Source organism: Mycolicibacterium llatzerense (assembly GCF_000878195.1).
Classification (GTDB): Bacteria; Actinomycetota; Actinomycetes; order Mycobacteriales; family Mycobacteriaceae; genus Mycobacterium; species Mycobacterium llatzerense.
In genome coordinates, this window is record NZ_JXST01000091.1 from 1 (window position 1) to 1,595 (window position 1,595).

General features: G+C 60.8%; 1 protein-coding gene and 1 pseudogene. Both read right to left on the reverse strand.

The annotated features are described in order from the left end of the window. A partial coding sequence (locus TL10_RS29305; RefSeq protein WP_192830331.1) for a cbb3-type cytochrome c oxidase subunit I occupies positions 1-479 on the reverse strand: 479 nt, incomplete at its 3' end. A 989-nt stretch (positions 480-1,468) separates the two neighbouring features. After that, positions 1,469-1,595 (reverse strand): annotated as a pseudogene (locus TL10_RS30845) (IS5 family transposase); the annotation flags it as partial.

Consider the following 1,595-nt stretch of genomic DNA (forward strand, 5'->3'; position numbering starts at 1 on the left):
GCGTCGGTCAGCGGCGAGTAGGCGGTCCAGCCGAAGTCAGCGGCACCACCGGGGGTGATGAAGCCGGCGATGGCGATCATGGCGCCGAACAGGAACAGCCAGAACGAGAAGGCGTTCAGACGCGGAAACGCGACATCCGGCGCGCCGATCTGCAGCGGCAGCACCAGGTTGGCGAAACCGAAGACGATCGGGGTGGCGTAGAACAGCAGCATCACCGTGCCGTGCATGGTGAACAGCTGGTTGAACTGCTCGTTGCTCAGGAACTGCAGTCCCGGCATGGCCAGCTCGGTGCGCATGAACAGCGCCATCAAGCCACCGATGAAGAAGAACATAAAGCAGGCGACGCAGTACATCATCCCGATCAGCTTGTGATCGGTGGTGGTCACTAGCTTGTAGATCAGGCTGCCCTTGGGGCCCATACGTTCCCGGAACGGACGACGAGCCTCAAGGCCTCCGATTGGGAGCGCTTTGGTTACCACCAGATCCTCCAAATGTTGCCGGCCCGCCATACCTCGCACGAACTGTTCAGTTCGTTGAACCGTAACCTACGTAGGAACATAGTAGATCCGATCGAGCGGGCGGTTTCGTTGCCCGGAGCTCAACCGCAGCTCACCCGCATCTCCACTGGCACATTCATATTTAGTTCAAATCATTTGTGTCTCATGTGATTTGACCTGAACCGATTCGCAACCGCTTCTAACGGGCCGGTTCTCAACGCGTTTCAACATCGCTCCCGTCGCCACGGGAATGACGTGGCACGAACAGAATGGACGAACCGCGTGCGTTCAGTCCGTCACATTCGCGAGCGCCATCGCCGCGGTATGTGTTGACGCGGTCGCCCTATGCGCAGGTCCGGTGACGCGACCCCGGCGAGGCGTCGCCAGCCTCCTAGTCGAATGCAACCAGCCTCCAAGCCGATAGTCAGGCTCAGCACGATTGCTCTGCGTCGAGATCAATCGACGTTCAGCGCCCGGCGCCCCGTGTACGGCACCGCACTTCTAATCGTGGGCTCTGAACGGGGCGCCGATCCTGCAGCGGGCGGTCACGGCGTATGCGCCACAGTGAACGTTGAGTGCGGCATCAGGATGGGATTCGCGGGTGATCTGATCAGTTCCAAAATTACCTCGTACCAACCCATTACGTGACGAAGGACAATCAGGTGAAACCGCGTCGCCTTTGGGCAATCGTGTCCCATGGATCTCTGGTGCGGCCGAGTGGATCGGCGATCCCAAGGCTCGATGCAGCCGGTACAGCCCTTGTGGCGCGGGCCAGTGCGTCGACGTCCAAAGGCGGTGGTGTGCAACTCGTGGCCCCCGCCAAGGGCTCAGCGACGACGCGACTGTGGTACTGCCCCAAGTAATCCCGACGTCAACCCATCGGAATCGGGTAGGGGCTCAACAGCAGGCTGCACTTGCCGCTGGTGAGTGTCGGTCATCGTCACCTGAGCTTCGATCACCGCGGCCAGCGGCTAGGGCGTGTCTCCCAATTTGAGAGTTCCCACGCGGGAGTGGATGACGGCGCAGGCCAACAAGACACCGCCGAGGTAGGTCAGGGCATATTTGTCGTAGCGGGTCGCAACACCGCGCCACTGCTTG